15 protein-coding genes and 1 pseudogene are annotated in these 14,567 nt (G+C 70.3%); 5 read left to right on the forward strand and 11 right to left on the reverse strand.

Annotated features, from left to right (window positions below; genetic code table 11):
• Nucleotides 1–69: 69 nt before the first annotated feature.
• The gene (locus tag ABT130_RS33835) at nucleotides 70–645 is read left to right on the forward strand and encodes an FxsA family protein (protein WP_350919362.1); all 576 of its coding nucleotides are present in this window, start codon (nucleotides 70–72) and stop codon (nucleotides 643–645) included.
• On the opposite strand, the gene ABT130_RS33840 is transcribed toward ABT130_RS33835, so the two are convergent.
• Complete coding sequence (locus ABT130_RS33840) at nucleotides 632–1,075, reverse strand: SRPBCC family protein (protein ID WP_350962426.1); 444 nt, start codon at nucleotides 1,073–1,075, stop codon at nucleotides 632–634. The genes ABT130_RS33835 and ABT130_RS33840 overlap by 14 nt on opposite strands.
• A 186-nt stretch (nucleotides 1,076–1,261) precedes the next feature.
• Between ABT130_RS33840 and ABT130_RS33845 the strand changes: the two genes are divergently transcribed.
• The gene (locus ABT130_RS33845; protein WP_350962429.1) at nucleotides 1,262–1,759 is read left to right on the forward strand and encodes a GNAT family N-acetyltransferase; all 498 of its coding nucleotides are present in this window, start codon (nucleotides 1,262–1,264) and stop codon (nucleotides 1,757–1,759) included.
• Nucleotides 1,760–1,864: 105 nt separating this feature from the next.
• On the opposite strand, the gene ABT130_RS33850 is transcribed toward ABT130_RS33845, so the two are convergent.
• Together ABT130_RS33850 and ABT130_RS33855 are read right to left on the reverse strand one after the other, a co-directional pair.
• A complete protein-coding gene (locus ABT130_RS33850) occupies nucleotides 1,865–2,428 on the reverse strand; it encodes a snapalysin family zinc-dependent metalloprotease (RefSeq protein ID WP_350962432.1) in 564 nt (187 codons plus the stop codon).
• A gap of 64 nt (nucleotides 2,429–2,492) precedes the next feature.
• Entirely contained in the window at nucleotides 2,493–3,614 is a 1,122-nt protein-coding gene (locus ABT130_RS33855; RefSeq protein WP_350962435.1) for a S1 family peptidase, read from the reverse strand.
• 255 nt (nucleotides 3,615–3,869) lie between these two features.
• Here ABT130_RS33855 and ABT130_RS33860 point away from each other — a divergent pair, with 255 nt between their 5' ends.
• Together ABT130_RS33860 and ABT130_RS33865 are read left to right on the forward strand one after the other, a co-directional pair.
• On the forward strand, nucleotides 3,870–4,052 hold the full coding sequence (locus ABT130_RS33860) for a hypothetical protein (protein ID WP_350962437.1): 183 nt from the start codon (nucleotides 3,870–3,872) through the stop codon (nucleotides 4,050–4,052).
• 215 nt (nucleotides 4,053–4,267) lie between these two features.
• The gene (locus ABT130_RS33865) at nucleotides 4,268–5,506 is read left to right on the forward strand and encodes a PP2C family protein-serine/threonine phosphatase (RefSeq protein ID WP_350919449.1); all 1,239 of its coding nucleotides are present in this window, start codon (nucleotides 4,268–4,270) and stop codon (nucleotides 5,504–5,506) included.
• Here ABT130_RS33865 and ABT130_RS33870 read toward each other — a convergent pair.
• The 4 genes and pseudogenes from ABT130_RS33870 to ABT130_RS33885 form a co-directional block, all read right to left on the reverse strand.
• The gene (locus ABT130_RS33870; RefSeq protein ID WP_350919380.1) at nucleotides 5,488–6,306 is read right to left on the reverse strand and encodes an isocitrate lyase/PEP mutase family protein; all 819 of its coding nucleotides are present in this window, start codon (nucleotides 6,304–6,306) and stop codon (nucleotides 5,488–5,490) included. The two genes, ABT130_RS33865 and ABT130_RS33870, sit on opposite strands and share 19 nt — an antisense overlap.
• A 171-nt stretch (nucleotides 6,307–6,477) precedes the next feature.
• Nucleotides 6,478–6,822, reverse strand: coding sequence for an RNA polymerase-binding protein RbpA (locus tag ABT130_RS33875; protein ID WP_030904469.1), 345 nt, complete (start codon nucleotides 6,820–6,822; stop codon nucleotides 6,478–6,480).
• Nucleotides 6,823–6,970: 148 nt separating this feature from the next.
• Nucleotides 6,971–8,347, reverse strand: a pseudogene (locus ABT130_RS33880) (MFS transporter); the annotation flags it as partial.
• A 162-nt stretch (nucleotides 8,348–8,509) separates the two neighbouring features.
• A complete protein-coding gene (locus ABT130_RS33885) occupies nucleotides 8,510–9,307 on the reverse strand; it encodes a glycerophosphodiester phosphodiesterase family protein (RefSeq protein ID WP_350962443.1) in 798 nt (265 codons plus the stop codon).
• A gap of 241 nt (nucleotides 9,308–9,548) precedes the next feature.
• Here ABT130_RS33885 and qcrB point away from each other — a divergent pair, with 241 nt between their 5' ends.
• Nucleotides 9,549–11,228 carry a cytochrome bc1 complex cytochrome b subunit gene (gene qcrB, locus ABT130_RS33890; protein ID WP_350962446.1) on the forward strand — a complete coding sequence of 560 codons (1,680 nt, stop codon included), beginning with the start codon at nucleotides 9,549–9,551 and terminating at the stop codon, nucleotides 11,226–11,228.
• A 3-nt stretch (nucleotides 11,229–11,231) separates the two neighbouring features.
• Here the strand turns inward: qcrB and ABT130_RS33895 are convergent, their stop codons facing one another.
• The 4 genes from ABT130_RS33895 to ABT130_RS33910 all read right to left on the reverse strand — a co-directional run bounded on the left by ABT130_RS33895 (nucleotide 11,232) and on the right by ABT130_RS33910 (nucleotide 14,404).
• Nucleotides 11,232–11,789: a TrmH family RNA methyltransferase gene (locus tag ABT130_RS33895; RefSeq protein WP_350962448.1), complete on the reverse strand. Its 558-nt coding sequence runs from the start codon at nucleotides 11,787–11,789 to the stop codon at nucleotides 11,232–11,234.
• Between the two features lie 76 nt (nucleotides 11,790–11,865).
• Nucleotides 11,866–12,480, reverse strand: a complete 615-nt coding sequence (locus tag ABT130_RS33900) for a class I SAM-dependent methyltransferase (protein ID WP_350919394.1) — start codon at nucleotides 12,478–12,480, stop codon at nucleotides 11,866–11,868.
• 32 nt (nucleotides 12,481–12,512) lie between these two features.
• Nucleotides 12,513–13,460, reverse strand: a complete 948-nt coding sequence (locus tag ABT130_RS33905; protein WP_350962450.1) for a VWA domain-containing protein — start codon at nucleotides 13,458–13,460, stop codon at nucleotides 12,513–12,515.
• Complete coding sequence (locus tag ABT130_RS33910) at nucleotides 13,457–14,404, reverse strand: DUF58 domain-containing protein (RefSeq protein ID WP_350962453.1); 948 nt, start codon at nucleotides 14,402–14,404, stop codon at nucleotides 13,457–13,459. Before ABT130_RS33910 ends, ABT130_RS33905 begins: the two co-directional genes overlap by 4 nt.
• Nucleotides 14,405–14,567 lie beyond the last annotated feature (163 nt).

Here is a 14,567-nt window from a genome sequence, read left to right on the forward strand (position 1 = left end):
GAACGCGGAACGCGCGGCCGCTCCGCGGCGTTGTCATGTCATACGGCTGTCGCATGAGTTGAGGCAAAGATGCGTTTTCTGCTGGTCCTGACCTTCCTTGTAGTGCCGGTCCTTGAGGTGTTGGTGCTCATTCAGGTCGGTCAGGTCATCGGTGGCTGGACGACGCTGGCCCTCCTGCTCGCCGGCGGCCTGCTCGGTTCCTGGATCGTGCGCCGCGAGGGCCGCCGGGCCTGGCGTAACCTCCAGAGCGCGCTGCAGAGCGGGCGGATGCCCGACCGCGAGCTCGCCGGCGGCGGCCTGATCCTGGTGGGCGGCACTTTGCTGCTCATCCCCGGATTCCTCTCCGACGTGCTGGGCATCCTGTGCCTGCTGCCTTTCACCCGGCCGATGGTCCGCAGGCTCGGAGCCTGGTTCTTCGCCCGCCGGGTCCGCACCATCATGGCCAGGAACGCGGCGGGTGCCGGGCTCGGTTCGCCGTTCGGCGACGGGTCGCCCTTCGACGTGCTGCGCGACGCCGGGAGGCCGCCCGGCTCGGGTCCGGTCCTGCACGGGGAGGTCATCCGTGACGAACCGGCCGCACCTGGAAGAGCCCCCGAAGGGGCCTCCGACGGGACCGCCGGCCCCCGGAGCCTCACCGATCGCTGAGCGCGGCCAGACGGCGCAGTGAGAGCCGGAACAGCGCGGCGTTCAGCGGCCTGACCGCCAGCCAGCCGAGCCGCCCGGCCGCGCCGAACGGCAGGTCGAGATCCTCTTCCCAGATGATCGTGCTGCCGCCGCCCTCACGGGGTAGCACGCGGAAGACCCCGGTGCCGCGCACCGGCCGCCCTGTGTGCCGGACCCCCACGCGCCTGGGCGGGTCCCACTCGGTGATCTCCATGGTGTCGAGGAACCCGAGAGGCCCCACGCCGGTGAAGGCCGCCAGCCGGCTCCCGGCGCTACGGCCGTTCCCTGCGGTGACCCGGGCCCGGGTCAGGACCATCCACTCGTCGTGCCTCGACCAGTCGGTCAGCACGGAGAAGACCTGCTCGGGCCGGGCATGTGCGTCCACCGAGACGCTGATATGAGAACGGGTCACCTCCGGTTCCTTCCCACTGCCCGGCGGCCGCCCCCTGGGGTGCGCCACGAACATTGACAGGAAAATACTATTTTCCTACCTTTTAAATCGGTATTTAGAATGTGACGGTCTGACGGGCGACGCCGGTGCGGGCCGGTGCCATGCGGGTCTGTGACCATGGGAACAGAGAGAGGGAGAGGGGCTGTCATGACCGCGTTCGCGGAGGGAACCGGCCTGGTCACGGTCAGGTCCGTGCCCTGGGACGACGCCGCGGCCGTGGCGCTGCGCCAGGCCATGGCCGAGGAGATGCGCGCCCGCTACGCCGACCTGCTCGCCGCCACCCCCGACCTGCTGCCCCGGGGCATGGACGTCGAGCCCGAGACCGTCGCCTACAGCGGGGTCGCGTACTCGGCGGAGGGGCTCCCCGTCGGGCACGTGGCGCTGCGCAGGCTCGGTGAGGAACTCGAGCTCAAGCGGATGTTCGTGGCCCCCTCGCACCGGGGCACCCGCGTGGCGCGAGCCCTGCTGGCCGCGGCGGAGGACGCGGCTCGCGCGCTGGGCGCGTCCCGGGTCGTCCTGCAGACCGGCGACCGCCAGCCGGACGCGGTGAGGCTGTACCGGAGGGAGGGGTACACCCCTGTCCCGATCTTCCCTCCGTACGAGCGGCTCACGGGCTCCCACTGCTTCGAGAAACTCCTGTCGTGAAAAGCCCGGAGGGCTCCCGGCGAACGCAGGCCGACACGCCCTCGCCGGCCCGGCCGATGGGTTCGGCCGGGCCGGCGAGGTGCCCGCGGGTACCTAGATGATCGGCTAGGACGCCACGCGCTCCGGGCTGTCGACGTAGATCTCACCGAAGTCGATCGCCGGGGCGAACCCGGCGAAGTTCCGCTGGACTTCGGCCTTCTCCGCCGCGTTCGGGTAGGGGTTGGTGCAACTCGTGCCCGCGCTCGCGCCGGACATCAGGTCCGTGCACCGGCCGGTACGCCGGTCGGGCAGGCCCAGGATGTGGCCGATCTCGTGGGTGGCGATACGCAGCGGGTTGTGGCCCTCGGCGGTCGCCTGCCGCCCCATCCACACGGTTCCGCGGCCCAGGCCGGTGGGCTGCGCGCGAGGCCAGCCGTTGTCGGCGAGCACCACGAAGTCCGCGGGGCTGCCGGCCACCAGTCGCACGTTCGAGACGCTGGAGTTCCAGATTTGTGCCGCCTGATCCACGGCGGACCGGAACTCCGCGGCCCTGCTCGCGTCGTACCTGAGCACGCGTACGGCCGCCGTACGGGCGTCCGCCGCGTGGACGAGCGTGGCCTGGGCGGGGATGGCCACCAGGAAGGCCAGTCCCAGGACGAGGGCGACACCGAGGCGAGTGATTCCGGACATTTCTAGCGGGCCTCCTCGGCCATCGGGGGGTTGCTCGCGGGGAGCAGCTGGTGAGGAGGTGGGATCAGCCGGTGACGAGCGTCAGCCCGTACACCGAGAGGATCTCGTTGACCGGCTGGTGGTAGGTGGTGCCGCCGACGGTGCAGTTGCCCGAGCCGCCGGAGGTGACGCCCTGGGCCTGGCTGCCGGAGATGTAGGAGCCGCCGGAGTCGCCCGGCTCGGCGCACACGGTGGTGCGGGTCAGGCCGCTCACCGTGCCCTGCGAGTAGGTCACGCTGGTGTTGTGCTGGCTGATGACGCCGCAGCGCCAGCCGGTGGTCGAGCCCGAGCGGCAGATCGAGGCGCCGACCGAGGCCTGGGTGGAGCCGCGGACGATCACGTTCGCGCCGCCGGAACCGCGCACCCACGGCTGCACGGTGTGGCCGGGAGTGGCGACCCAGGCGTAGTCGTTGCCGGGGAACGACGAGCCCTGGAAGGTGCCGGACGGGTTGCTGGTGGCGTTGCCGGCCCGGCCGCAGTGTCCCGCGGTCACGAAGCCGGGGGTGGTTCCCTTACGGACGGAGAAGCCGATGCTGCACCGGCTGGAGCCGATGTAGTAGGCGCTGCCGCCGATGATGTTGATGAGGGGCTGGGGCTTCTCGGCGGAGAGCGTCACCCGTACGGCGTTCTTGTCGACGCCCGCGGCGGCGACGAGGGCCTCGCCCGCGGCCTGGTCACCGGTGAGGACGACGACGCTGTTGGTGGTCACGTCGACGTACCAGAGGGAGGCGCTGGCCTTCGCCTCCGCGGAGGCCTGGTCGAGACCGTCCTTGACGGCGTTGAGTTCGGCCAGGGTCCGGCCGACGATCACGGGTTGTGCGCCCTTGGCCCTGATGGCGGCGGCGTCGGCGGCGTCGGTGGTGGCCACGGAGAGCTGGGAGGCGTCGCCGTTGAGCCAGGCGCCGGCGTAGTCGGCGCCGAGCTCACCGCTCAGGGCGGACTCCGAGGCGGCCGCGCGCTGCTCGTTGGCCAGTCGCTGGACGGCCTGCTCGGCGGTGAGGCCGAGGTCGCGCTGGAGGGCCTCGAGCATCGCTGCCGGAGGCTGGGGGGCGAGGGGGGCGGGTGCTGCGACGGCGGGCGCCACGGTGGCGACCAGGTACAGGGCCACGGTGGTGGCTCCGGCCAGGAGGGTACCTCGACGTAACATGAACACTCCTTGTGAGGGGTGCTGTCAAGGTATTTGCGGGGCGCCCGTTAAGGGATCTCCCAAACAATCCCTATCGCGATGTTATGGAGTCCTGATCACCGATGGCGGGCGCGTGATCGACTGGTCCACCCCACTCGCGCGGCTGTGAAGGACTCTGGAAGACTGATCACCTTGCCCTCGGCGCACAGATGTCGATCTCTGAAAGAGATCGGACGGAGCGGCGTCGAACGACCGGTTGCAGGAGGACGCGTGCCCATGGCCGAAGAAGTCGCCGCCGACGGTGGGAACGGAGGGCCGGCGCCGTTACCACGCCGCGATGACGCGTCCCGGTGCCCGCACACCGAGCACGACGAGCGCCGCTGCGTCCTGCCCCCCGGACACGATCTGAAGCACGTCTACCCGCACCAGCAGGCCGTCGCCCTGTGCGGGGGCGATTGACGGGCCGCCCACGGCACGGGTACGGATCCCGCTGGGAGAACCCGGGTCGATCCCCTTGGCGGGGGTAGAGATTCTCTTACAGGCGCCGGATGGGCCGCTCGTGTTCGGCGTCCGGCGCGGGCCGGGGGTCTCGAGGAGTTGCCGTGGACGGATCTGCACCATCCACGCCGCAGGCGGGCGGGAACGACGTGGGGCCTTACCGGGGACGGGCGAGAATGCTCGCGGGACTTGTCGAGGCCAGCCATCTGAGCACGGTGGAGCGGCTGCCGTCCCTTGTCGAGGAGCATGCCGCCCACGCCGGTCTGTACGACGTGCTGATCTATCTGGCCGATCTGCAGCAGGACGTGCTGCGCCTGCTGGCCGGCCGGGGCGGTGGCGAGGGTGCCGAGCGGGAGCCGGCCGAGCTGCGGATCGACGGAACGCTGGCGGGGCGGGCCTTCCAGGAGGTGCGGGTCCTGTCCAGCGCCGGTGCCGCCGGCGAGGTGGGACGATGGTGGGTGCCGCTGCTGGACGGCACGGAACGCCTCGGGGTACTGCGCGTCAGCGTCCGGCCGGACACCGACGGCGACCGGGCACAGGAGGACATGCGGTATCTGGCGTCCGCGGTCGCGCTGATGCTGGTGAGCAAGCGTTCCCAGAGCGACTCCTATGCCCGGCTGGTGCGGACCCGGCCGATGAACGTCGCCGCCGAGATGCAGTGGAACCTGTTGCCGCCGCTCACCTTCGCCGGCGAGAAGGTGGTGATCGGCGCCGTGCTCGAACCGGCGTACGAGCTCGGTGGCGACGCCTTCGACTACGGGCTGGCCGGAGAATCCGTCCACCTGGCGGTCTTCGACGCGATGGGCCATGACGCGTCAGCCGGGCTGACCGCCAACCTCGCGGTGGCCGCCTGCCGCAACCAGCGCCGCCAGGGTATCGGCCTCGTCCGGGTCAGCGAGGGGATCGAGGAGGTGCTGATCAAGGAGTTCGGCCGGGGCAACCGTTTCGCCACGGCCATTCTGGCCAACCTGAACATACGCACCGGAGTGTTCACCTGGGTCAACCGGGGCCATCACCCGCCGGTGGTGATCAGAGGGGGGCGATGGGTCACCACCTTGAGGTGCCCGCCCGCTCACCCGCTGGGCCTCGGACTCGGGCTGCCGGTGACCCTGTGCAGGGAGCAGTTGGAGCCGGGCGACCGCGTGCTCCTCTACACCGACGGCATGATCGAGGCCCGCGACCGAGAGGGCAGGGAGTTCGGCCTGGAGCGCTTCGTCGACTTCATCGTCCGGCACAACGCCGACGACCTGCCCGTGCCGGAAACCCTGCGCCGCCTGGTCCGCAGCGTGCTGAAACACCATGACGGCAGGCTCCAGGACGACGCCACGGTGCTGCTGGTGGAGTGGTGTGACAGAGCCGGGGGCAAGCTCAGCCTCTGGCCCGGCGGGGCGCCGGGTCAGAGCGCGGGGGAATAGGGGCTCTCGCCGTCCCGGATCGCGGTGAGCATCCGGGCCGTGTACGCCTGCACGGCCTTGTGCAGGCCGTGGCCGAAGCTCACCCGGGCCACTCCGAGGGAGGCCAGCTCGCCGAGCGACGGAGTGCCCGGACGGAACAGGATGTTGATCGGCCCCTCGATCCGCTCGGCCAGTGCGCGGACGGCCTCGGCCTCGGCCGCGAAGATCGGGTAGACGCAGTCGGCGCCCGCCTCCAGGTAGCGGCGGCCCCGCCGCACCGATTCGGCCAGTCGCTCCCCGGCGTCTCCCGTGCCGTTCATGTAGGTGTCGATCCGCGCGTTGATCACCAGGTCCACGCCGGCGTCGACCGCGGCGGACCGGACGGCGCCCAGGAAGGCCGCCTGCTCGTCGGCGTCGACCATGGCGCCGGTGCGCGGATCGGAATCCTCCAGGTTGCAGCCGGAAGCTCCGGCGGCGGCGAGCCGCTCGACCAGTTCGGCGGGCTCCAGCCCGTAGCCGCGCTCCATGTCCGCGGTGACGGGCAGGCCGACCGAGCGGCTGATCCTGGCGATCGCGGCCAGCATCTCCTCGACCGGTGTCTCCTCACCGTCGTCGTAGCCGAGCACCGGGGCGACGGCGGCGCTGCCGGTGGCGATCACCGGGAACCCCTCGGCCTCGACGGCACGTGCCGACGCGGCGTCCCAGACGTTGGGCACCACCAGCGGACGGCCCGGCACGTGCAGCGCCCGGAGCGCCGCGGCTTTCTCACCGGCCGTCGTCGAGGTGGTGCCGGTGGTTTCTCTGCTGGTCTGAGTGGTCATGGAAGTGACCTTAGGGAGAAAGTAGACCGACCCCAAGGACCAATTCCGTATTAATCGGTTGAGCCACTTCGCGCCCAGGTCGTCACCGGGGCAGCGGAGAAGGCAGCGGAGAAGACGGAGACCTTGGGCCCCCTGGCCAGGGGGCCCAAGGTCTCCGTCCCTTCGAATCCGTCAGGCGCTCTTGCGGCGCTGGGCGCGTAGAATCGCCAGGCGCTCGTTGAGCACCTCCTCCAGGTCCTCGATCGTGCGGCGCTCCAGCAGCATGTCCCAGTGCGTGCGTGGGGGCTTGGCCTTCTTGGCCTCCGGCACCTCGCCGTCCACCCGGAGGGCGGTCGCACCGCACATGCGGCACTCCCAGGTCGCCGGGATCTCGGCCTCAGCGGCAAGCGGAACGTCGAATCGATGGCCCTTCGGGCAGGTGTAGGACACCTCCTGGCGCGGGGCCAGATCGGTGTTGCGGTCGTTCTCGTAGCTGGTCGCCCCGAGCCGGGTACCGCGTAGCGCACGCTCGCCCATGTCTGAATGCCTCCTGAGGGCCCCGTCGTGAGGGGTTCGTCTCCCACGGCGTACAACGCTTGATACCGTGTGTGGATTCCCACAGACAGGGTGATCCAATCGCACGTTCTTGACCCGGTCTGTGAAGGAACCCTTTTCCGGGGCGTTCTCAGAGGCGTTCCGGCACCTGGTTTCCGGCCGCTCTGATGGCCTTGGGCAGGTCGATGAGGGCGAGCAGCACGAAACCGAGCACGAAGAAGATCACCAAAGAGATGATGCCCAGGCGGTAGCTGTCGGTCAGCTGGAGCGCCAGGCCGAGGGTGAACGACCCGAGGAACGTCGAGCCCTTGTCGCTGATCTCGTACAGGCTGTAGTACTCCGCCTCCTTGCCCCGCGGGATCACGTGTGAGAACAGCGACCGCGACAGTGCCTGCGTTCCGCCCATCACGATCGCGATGGCGAATCCCAGCGCGAAGAAAGGCCCCGCCGACCCCTTGGGCAGGAAGTAGGCCACGGCCACCACGGCGACCCAGGCGATCAGCGCGACCATCACGACCCGCTTGGCCCCGTACGAGCCGGCGAGCCGGCCGAGCAGCAGCGCCCCGAAGAAGGCCACGAACTGCACCATCAGGATCGCCGCGATCCGTACGGTCTGGTCAAGACCGAGCTCCTTGTCGGCATAGGTGGCCGAGAAGGAGATGACCGTCTGCACGCCGTCGTTGTAGATGAGGTAGGCGACCAGGAAGCCCAGGGTCAGCGGGTAGCGCCGCAGTTCCCTGATGGTGCGGCCCAGCTGGCGGAAGCTGCCCGTCACGGCCTGAGCGGCCGTCTCGGCGCCGGGGGCGAGCGCCCGCCGGTTGCGCAGCCGCAGCAGCGGGATGACGGTGAACCCGCCCCACCACAGGCCCGCCGAGGCCAGGGCGATGCGCACGGCCTCGCCCTCGGTGACGCCGAAGGACTTGTGCTTGAGGAAGAGCGCCAGGTGGAAGGCGAGCAGCAGGCCGCCGCCGAGGTAGCCGAAACCCCATCCCTGGGCGGAGACCCGGTCGCGCTCGTCCGCCGTGGCGATCTCCGGCAGGAACGAGTTGTAGATCACGAACGCGGCGGCGAAGGCGACGTTGGCCACCAGGAACAGCGCGCCGCCCAGCAGGTAGCGTCCGTCGGCGACGAACCAGAAGCAGAGGGTGGCACCGGCGCCGAGGTAGGCGAACAGCCCCATGAGCTCCTTCTTGCGGCCGGTGTGATCGGCCAGGGCGCCCGCCACGGGCATCAGGATGATCTGCAGGATGGCCGCGCTGCCCACCACGAAGGAGTAGTAGGCGCTGGGCCGCACGTCGAACCCGAGCACGTCCACATAAGGGCGGCCCTGGGCGGCGGTCTCCGCGATCGTCGTCAGGTAGGGGCCGAGGAAGACCGTCAGGACAGTGGTGGGGAAGGCGGAGTTCGCCCAGTCGTAGAAGTACCAGCCGCGCTGTTCGCGACGGCGGGCCTGGGGGGTTTCCTCGACGACCTGTTCGGAGGTCATGGGGGTCCTCGGTTCGCTGGGGGGCGGGGGAAGGGGTGCTCGCGCCGTCGTGCGCTCAGGTCGCCACGAGAGGGCACGCGCGCGGTGGCCGGGTCGGTGCTCTCGCGGGACCGCGCCTGTTCCGGCGGCCACGCACCCGCGCGCCACCCGCGCGGCTCATGCGGTTCATACAACTCATGCGGTTCATGCGGCGAGACGGCCGGGGTGCCACTGGCCACGGGCCTCCAGCACGTCGCGCAGTCCGGAGATGTTGTCGGTCATCAGGCCGTCCACGCCCGCGTCGAGCAGGCGTTCCATCACCCCGGTGTTGTTGACGGTCCACACGTGGACCTGCATGCCGAGCGCGTGTGCCGTGCGGACCAGGGCGGGCGTGGCGATCCGCAGGCCGCGGAAGCCCACCGGCACCTGCGCGCACGGCACCCCGGCGCGGGCCAGGCGGGCGAGCAGCCGGCCGTACCCGGAGGTGGTGGCGGCGGCGCGCAGGGCCGCCACGCCGCGTGGTCCGAGCGAGGAGCACACCTCGCGACCGATCGCGGCGCGGGCACGGGCGAGTCGCTCCTCGGAGAAGGAGGTGAGGCAGATCCGGTTGTGGGAGGCGGTCCGCCTGACCACCTCGGCGAGTGGCGCGATGGCCGCCGCCTCCTTGACGTCGATGTTGAAGCGCGCCTCGGGCCACGAGCCCAGCAGGTCCTCCAGCAACGGGATCTCGTCCACGCCGCCGATCCGCGCCTCGCGCACCAGCCGGTACGGCAGCGCGGCGATCCGTCCCCGGCGGTCGGTCACCCGGTCCAGCGTGTGGTCGTGGAAGGCCAGGAGCACTCCGTCGGAGGTGGCGTGCGCGTCGGTCTCCAGGTAGGTGTAGCCGAGCTCGACGGCCCGCTCGAAGGCGGCGAAGGTGTTCTCCCTGCCCTCGGCGGCCCCGCCCCGGTGGGCGAAGGCAAGTGGGGCGGGATGGTCGAGGAAGGGGTAACGACGCTGCACGTGCAGGAGTATGCCCCCTGTGAGCAGGGCTCGTCATCGCGAGCAGATGAACATTTGGGTCACAAGACCCCGGAACGGAGCCGATCGGCGAGTCTTTGCCTCGGCTTGTTCACCGGCTTGTTCATCGCCATGGATGATGAAAAATACCTGGTCGTCCACGGCAGACCTCGCCGTTTCAGCTGGTTCTCGGTTCACGGGAGCACGACGTCGAGACCGAGGTCCACGAGAACGGAGGCCGCGCATGAGCACCGGGAGCATTCCGAAGCCCGTGGCGGGCGTCGGCGGTTTCGTTGACGACCGCCTTGGCGCCGCCCCCTTTCTCAAGCGCAACCTGCGGAAGATCTTCCCTGATCACTGGACGTTCCTGCTCGGCGAGATCCCGCTCTACTCGTTCGTCGTCCTGCTGCTGACCGGCGTGTTCCTGACGTTCTTCTTCAGGCCCACCATGGGCGAGATCGTCTACGACGGCTCCTACGGCCCGCTGCGGGGCGTCATGATGTCCGAGGCGTACGCCTCGACGTTGAACATCAGCTTCGATGTGCGCGGTGGCCTGCTGATGCGGCAGATGCACCACTGGGCCGCCCTGCTGTTCGTCGCCGGGATGATGGCGCACATGCTCCGGATCTTCTTCATGGGCGCCTACCGCAAGCCCCGGGAGCTGAACTGGGTGATCGGCGTGCTGCTGCTGACGCTGGCCCTGGCCGAGGGGCTGACCGGCTACTCCCTGGCCGACGACCTGCTCTCCGGAGTCGGCCTGCGGATCACCGCGGGCACGATGATCTCGTTTCCGGTGATCGGCACCTGGCTCACCTTCTTCCTCTTCGGCGGCCAGTATCCCGGCGAGGACATCATCTCCCGGTTCTACTCGATACACATCCTGCTCCTGCCGGGCGTCCTGCTGGCGCTGATCACCGCCCACCTGATGCTGACCTGGGTGCTGAAGCACACGCAGCTGCCGGGCAAGGGCCGCACCAACGACAACGTGGTGGGCGGGCCCTTCTACCCGTCCTTCATCGCCAAGTCCAACGCCTTTTTCATGTTCACCTTCGGCGTCATCGCGCTGCTGGGCACCTTCGCCCAGATCAACCCGATCTGGCTGTACGGTCCCTACACCCCGGCCAACATCTCGGCGGGCTCGCAGCCCGACTTCTATCTGGCGTTCCTCGACGGCGCGCTCCGCCTGATGCCCTCCTGGGAGATCAATTTCCTGGGCTTCACGCTGCCGCTGAGCGTGCTGATCCCGGCGCTGGTGCCGATGGGCATCATCATGACGGGCCTGGCGCTGTATCCGTTCATCGAGCCGTGGGTCACCGGAGACCACCGCGAGCACCACGTCGTGGACCGTCCCCGCAACAACCCGCACCGCACCTCGATCGGCATGGCCGCGATCACGTTCTACGGGATCCTGTGGCTGATAGCGTCGAACGACGAGATCGCCGCGTTCTTCCACCTCTCGCTGAACGCGCTGACCTACACCGGCCGCGTCATGATCTTCCTGGGGCCGGCCCTGGCCTACTACATCACCTACCGGATCTGCCTGGGCCTGCAGCGCCGCGACGCCGCGCAGATCGGCCACGGCGTGGAGACCGGTGTGATCAAGCGTCGGCCGCTGGGTGACTACATCGAGGTGCACGTCCCGCCCAACGAGGGCATCGAGGCTCTCATCCGGGGCAAGAAGCCGATCCCGACCGTCCCCGCGGCCGTCGAGGACGAGGAGGGGATCCCCGCGGCCGGGAGACATCGCCGGCTCGCCAGGCTTCGCGCCAGGATGAGCAGGATCTACGGAGGCGAGAAGGTGCCGCTCGACGGCGCCCGGGGGCACGACGGGCAGAGGCAGGACGGGCGGGGGGCCGAAGGGCGCGCGGCCATCGGTTCGGGCACCGGTTCGAGCACGGATGAGAGCGGGCGCCCGCCCCGCTGACGGTCAGTCCTCCGGCAGCGCCTTGCCCGACCACTCCTGGCGGCGGACCTCCGCCACCGCGATCGCCGCCGCGACCGAGACGTTGAACGAGCCGACCCGGCCCACCTGCGGGATGTAGCAGACGCCGTCGGCGGCCTCCAGCAGCGCGGGGGAACATCCGTGATCCTCGCTGCCCACCACCAGGCACACGTCGCCGTCCAGCTTGGCCTCGGACAGGGGCACCGCATCGCCGGTCAACTCCACCGCGACCACGGTGAACCCGTCGTCCCTGGCCGCCCGGACGGCCTCCAGGACGGGCACCGGCTCCTCCCAGGCCACCAGGCGGTCGGTGCCCAGCGCGGTCTTCTGCGCCTTGGGGTTGGTCGGCGGGGTGGCGTTGCCCGCCAGCCAGATCCGCTCCACCCCGAAGGCGGCGGCCGTGCGGAAGATGGAACCGACGTTGAACGGGCCGGTCACCGACTCCAGGATCAGCGCGAGCCGCCCCTCGGTGTTCCTCCGCCAGGTGCGGTTGAGGCGCTTGACATCGGTCGGGCGCAGCTGCCTGCGCGGGTTCGCCGTCATCGGTCGTTCACCGTTCCTCGTCGTTCCTCGTTCGTCTCTCGGACGGCTCGTGTCCCGCCCGCCGGGATGACCCTGCTCACCGCGCCGGGTCCGCCTGCGACCCGGCCTCCACCCGGAGGATCCGGTACGCCGAGCGGGAGGCCACCCGCTCGGTGGGCCAGCCCCGCTCGTTCAGCCAGCGCTGCAGGGAGTCCGAGCCCAGGTGCTTCTGGACCACCAGGTGGGCGACGCCGTCGGGGGTGAGGCGTGACAGCCAGCGGGTCAGCATCTCGTGCATCGCGGCCTTGCCGATGCGGATCGCCGGATTGGACCAGATGGCGGAGAACCGCACCTGGGGCGGAACCTCGTCGACATGCATCGCCCTCACGTTGCCGAGGGAGGCGGACCTGGCGTTCCTGGCGCACAGCTCCACGGACCTGCGGTTGACGTCCACCGCCCAGACCGTCGCCTCGGGAGCGCGCGAGGCCATCGTCAGCGCGATCGGCCCGTAGCCGCAGCCCAGGTCGAGCAGGTCGCCGCCGGACGGCGGAGGAGGCACGCTCTCCAGCAGGATCCGGGTGCCCACATCGACGCGCTCGGCGGAGAAGACCCCGCTGTCGGTCTCCAGCTTCAGGTGAAGGTCGGGGAGCACGAGCGTGACCGAGCCGGGACGGCCGGCGGTCTCGGGACGCTCCTCGAAGTAATGTGCCACGTCGTAGAACGTTACCAATGGCCGGGACCGGCTCAGGGCAGCCGCGACCCCAGCAGCAGGGCCACCCCGGCGGTCACCAGCCCGGTCAGGACCGCCGCCACCACGAACCACTGGGTGACCTCCTGGTTGACCGTCCGGTAGCCCAGCGAGGTGCCGATCTGCTCGTACACCTCCCGCAGCTGGCTGCCGGACTCCGCTTCGTAGGCCCGGCCGCCCGTGCCGTCCGACAGGGTCTGCAGGGTGGTCTTGTTCACCGGCACGTTCACGTCGCGCCCGTCGATCGAGACGGTGCCCTCCTGGGTGCCGTAGGCGATCGTGGAGACCGGCACACGCGAGCTCATCGCCGACTCGATCGCCTCCGCCACCGAGCGGCCAGAGGTGTTGTCGCCGTCGGACAGCAGTACGATCGCCGCCGGCGGGGGGTCGGTCACCGCCTGCTGGTCGAAGGAGCGCAACGAGTCCAGGGAGCTGAACACCGCCTCGCCGATCGCGGTGCCCGCACGGGTGCTCAGGTTGCCGAGGGAGGTGCTCACCGCCTGGTGGTCGGTGGTGGGGGAGACCACGACGGAGGCGGAGCGGGCGAAGGCGACCAGCCCGACGTTGAAGCGTTCCGGCAGGTCCGCGACGAACTTCTGGGCCGCGTCCTTGGCCGCGGCGATCCGGTTCGGCTGGACGTCGTCGGCCTCCATCGACAGCGAGACGTCCAGCGCGATGATGATCGTCGCACGGTCGCGGGGGATCCGCACCGAATCGGCGGGACGGGCCGCGCCCACGATCAGCAGGCCCATCATGACGAAGAACAGCAGCGGGGCGACGTGCCGCCGCCAGCCGGGTCCCGGGGGGGTCACCAGCGTCAGCAGCGGCAGGTTGGTGAAGCGCAGCGCGTAGCGGCGCCGGGCGAACTGGGCGGCCACGTAGCCCGCCACGAGCAGCGCCAGCGCGGCGAACAGCCACAGCCAGGCCGGAGAGAGGAAAGTCACCGTGTCGCTCCCGACCTCGGGTGCCTATGGGTCAGGTACGCCATGCGCCGCTGCCGCAGCACGAACTGGGCGATGTCGAAGACCCAGTCGCGGTCGGTGCGCAGCACCAGGTGGGCCACCCCACAGCGGCGCAACGCCGTCTGGTTGGCCGCCCGCTGCGCGGCGGCGGCCTCCGCGTACGCCCGGCGGACCTTGGGCGTGAGCTGGATCTGGCGGCTCCGCCCCGACTCCGGATCGGTCAGGTTGACCAGTCCGACCGCCGGCAGCTCCAGCTCGCGGGGGTCGATCACCTCGACGGCCATTACCTGGTGGTGAGCGGCCAGCCTGCGGATCGGCCGCTCCCAGGGCAGTTCCAGGGTGGGATCGAGAGTGGGTTCGGGGTCGAGGAAGTCGGAGACGATCACTCGCAGGCCGCGCCGTCGCCGTGCCGAGGCCATCACCTCGATCGCCTCGGCCAGGTCGGGGGCGTCGGCGACGGCACGACCTCTGGGAGCCTCCATCAGCGAGTGCAGCAGGCCGTACAGTGCCGGGCGGCCGCTCCTGGCGGGCATCCGGTGGACGTACTCGTCGTGCAGGACGTACGCGCCGAAGCGGTTTCCGATCCGGCCTGCCAGGAAGCCGATCGCCCCGATGGCGGCCACGACCAGGTCCCGCTTCTCCATGTCGGCGGTACCGAAGTCCATGCTGGGCGACAGGTCCGCCAGCGCCCAGGTCTCCAGCTCCCGGTCGGCGACCAGGTCGCGCACGTGCGGGACCGTCGTGCGGGCGGTCACCGCCCAGTCCATCCGCCGGATGTCGTCCTCGCCGGGCACGTAGACCCGGCTGTCGCCGAACTCGCTTCCAGGACCGGGAAGGAGCCCCTGGTACGCCCCCTGCAGCAACCCGTCCAGGCGCCGCACGATGGTGAGCTCCAGCCGCCGCAGTGCCTGCTCGGCAGTGCTCATGGCGACGCTGCGCGTCGCGGTGAGGCCGCTCTTATCCGGCTCCTTCCCTGCTATCGGCGACGCTGCGCGTCGCGGTTCGGCCGCTGGGATCCGGCTCCTTCCCTCGTCGTTCATCCGCTTCGCTCCTTCACTCCTCAGTCCAGTCCCCGGCGCGGCCTCACGG

Source organism: Streptosporangium sp. NPDC001681, from assembly GCF_040298085.1.
Classification (GTDB): domain Bacteria; phylum Actinomycetota; class Actinomycetes; order Streptosporangiales; family Streptosporangiaceae; genus Streptosporangium.

What these genes read in the sequence shown, in the direction of transcription:
- ABT130_RS33895 (WP_350962448.1), bottom strand. Translation starts at nt 11,789, where the DNA reads ATGACGGCGAACCCGCGCAGGCAGCTGCGCCCGACCGATGTCAAGCGC.
- qcrB (WP_350962446.1), top strand. Translation starts at nt 9,549, where the DNA reads ATGAGCACCGGGAGCATTCCGAAGCCCGTGGCGGGCGTCGGCGGTTTC.
- ABT130_RS33845 (WP_350962429.1), top strand. Translation starts at nt 1,262, where the DNA reads ATGACCGCGTTCGCGGAGGGAACCGGCCTGGTCACGGTCAGGTCCGTG.
- ABT130_RS33870 (WP_350919380.1), bottom strand. Translation starts at nt 6,306, where the DNA reads ATGACCACTCAGACCAGCAGAGAAACCACCGGCACCACCTCGACGACG.
- ABT130_RS33850 (WP_350962432.1), bottom strand. Translation starts at nt 2,428, where the DNA reads ATGTCCGGAATCACTCGCCTCGGTGTCGCCCTCGTCCTGGGACTGGCC.
- ABT130_RS33860 (WP_350962437.1), top strand. Translation starts at nt 3,870, where the DNA reads ATGGCCGAAGAAGTCGCCGCCGACGGTGGGAACGGAGGGCCGGCGCCG.
- ABT130_RS33855 (WP_350962435.1), bottom strand. Translation starts at nt 3,614, where the DNA reads ATGTTACGTCGAGGTACCCTCCTGGCCGGAGCCACCACCGTGGCCCTG.
- ABT130_RS33835 (WP_350919362.1), top strand. Translation starts at nt 70, where the DNA reads ATGCGTTTTCTGCTGGTCCTGACCTTCCTTGTAGTGCCGGTCCTTGAG.
- ABT130_RS33875 (WP_030904469.1), bottom strand. Translation starts at nt 6,822, where the DNA reads ATGGGCGAGCGTGCGCTACGCGGTACCCGGCTCGGGGCGACCAGCTAC.
- ABT130_RS33910 (WP_350962453.1), bottom strand. Translation starts at nt 14,404, where the DNA reads ATGAGCACTGCCGAGCAGGCACTGCGGCGGCTGGAGCTCACCATCGTG.
- ABT130_RS33865 (WP_350919449.1), top strand. Translation starts at nt 4,268, where the DNA reads ATGCTCGCGGGACTTGTCGAGGCCAGCCATCTGAGCACGGTGGAGCGG.